Source organism: Cellulophaga geojensis KL-A, from assembly GCF_000568425.1.
GTDB classification, from domain to species: domain Bacteria; phylum Bacteroidota; class Bacteroidia; order Flavobacteriales; family Flavobacteriaceae; genus Cellulophaga; species Cellulophaga lytica.
Genome location: NZ_ARZX01000065.1, coordinates 1 through 1,436, shown reverse-complemented (window position 1 = coordinate 1,436; position 1,436 = coordinate 1). Strand labels below are relative to the sequence as shown.

Here is a 1,436-nt window from a genome sequence, read left to right as displayed (position 1 = left end):
TTAAAGAGTTTGAAAATGAAATAATAAGTCATATAGATTCTTATATTCTACTATTTTTTGAAAAATTTTATAACCTTCAAGATCTAAATGATAAAATTTTAAATGACTTACCAAAAGAAGAATATGCGAACTATATACCAGGACAAACTAATTTTAAAGTTCTTATAATAATGAAATTATGTAATAGTTCTAAATATATTGATTTTAAAGAATGGGCATTAAGTACTTATAAAAAAGGAGTTGAGATAAATGCAACGAAATATGGAAAAGATTATGAAATATTACAAAGATTAATAAGTTATCTTGAAAATGAAGATTTTAATAATTCCATAATCGATTGAGTTTTTATTTACCCAGCTAGCGCGAGCGTCACGCTCGTGCCGTAAAGAGTAAGCAGAATAACAAAACAATTTAAAAGTAAAATGAGCAGAAAATACAAAGTAGAATCTGGTTTTGTAACTAATCCTGTTGATTGGAAATATAGTAGCGCTAGAAATTACCAAGATGACCAAACCATTTTAAATATTGATATATGATTACTAATAATACTTTTAGTTTGTTTAACGGCACAAGCAAGATGCTTGCGCTAGCGGGGGCTACAAAACAACAATTAGGAGATAATTTTTATGATTTTTTCAAGGACAAAATTTCTTCATCTGAATTAGTTGATTTTGAAACGATTCTTAAAAAATATAGAATGAGATGATTTTAAAAAGATTTTATTCAAAATCTATCATAAGGTACCAACCTAAAGATAGAACTATAAGAATTCCATTAGAAGTAGAAGAATCTATTGCAGTAGAAGATAGAAAAGCTGAAGTGATAGTAGGAGAATATGATGTATTAAATGGTTCTGTTTACTGTGTTTTTAGTTTTAAGCAATTAAACTATCTGTTTTTGAGAAATAAAGTAATTGAAATAACAGACTCAATAAGTATAAATTATCGTGTAAATTATACCGATAAAGAAGTAAGTTATTTTGAAATATTAAACAATGGTATAAGTTTAATGAAGGAAGAATATTCTAACAATCATAAACCTTTAATAAATCCATTTGATGGAGATGAAGATTGGGAGTATGTGAATTTTGCATATCATCTTTCGAATTACATCAATAAAGCAAAAGAAAATCCTAATGCACCATTATTTCCAAATCCCCCGTTAGCGCAAGCATCTTGCTCGTGCCGTAAAGAGTAAGCAGAGCAACAAAACAATATAAAAGTAAAATGAGCAGAAAATACAAATTTAATAATCCAACAGCAGCTTACTTTGTAAGTTTTGCTACTGTTTATTGGATAGATGTATTTACTAGACAAACTTATTTTAATGTATTAGAAGAAAGTATAAATTATTGTAGAAAAGAAAAAGGAATGGTCCCGAAGCGTCGGGACTGGCAACAACATAGCAAACCAATAGAATTATGGAGCACAAAAGTT

3 protein-coding genes and 2 pseudogenes are annotated in these 1,436 nt (G+C 28.0%); all 5 read left to right on the top strand.

The window, feature by feature from the left end; genetic code table 11:
• A partial coding sequence (locus tag KLA_RS18170; protein ID WP_034647387.1) for a hypothetical protein occupies positions 1-341 on the top strand: 341 nt, incomplete at its 5' end.
• A gap of 99 nt (positions 342-440) precedes the next feature.
• Positions 441-536: pseudogene (locus tag KLA_RS18630) on the top strand (transposase); the annotation flags it as partial.
• A complete protein-coding gene (locus KLA_RS18165) occupies positions 533-706 on the top strand; it encodes a hypothetical protein (protein WP_161633473.1) in 174 nt (57 codons plus the stop codon). The pseudogene KLA_RS18630 and the gene KLA_RS18165, both read left to right, overlap by 4 nt.
• Positions 703-1,197: a hypothetical protein gene (locus tag KLA_RS17175; RefSeq protein WP_034647386.1), complete on the top strand. Its 495-nt coding sequence runs from the start codon at positions 703-705 to the stop codon at positions 1,195-1,197. Before KLA_RS18165 ends, KLA_RS17175 begins: the two co-directional genes overlap by 4 nt.
• A gap of 29 nt (positions 1,198-1,226) precedes the next feature.
• Positions 1,227-1,436 (top strand): annotated as a pseudogene (locus tag KLA_RS17170) (hypothetical protein); the annotation flags it as partial.

What these genes read in the sequence shown, in the direction of transcription:
- KLA_RS18165 (WP_161633473.1), top strand. Translation starts at nt 533, where the DNA reads ATGATTACTAATAATACTTTTAGTTTGTTTAACGGCACAAGCAAGATG.
- KLA_RS17175 (WP_034647386.1), top strand. Translation starts at nt 703, where the DNA reads ATGATTTTAAAAAGATTTTATTCAAAATCTATCATAAGGTACCAACCT.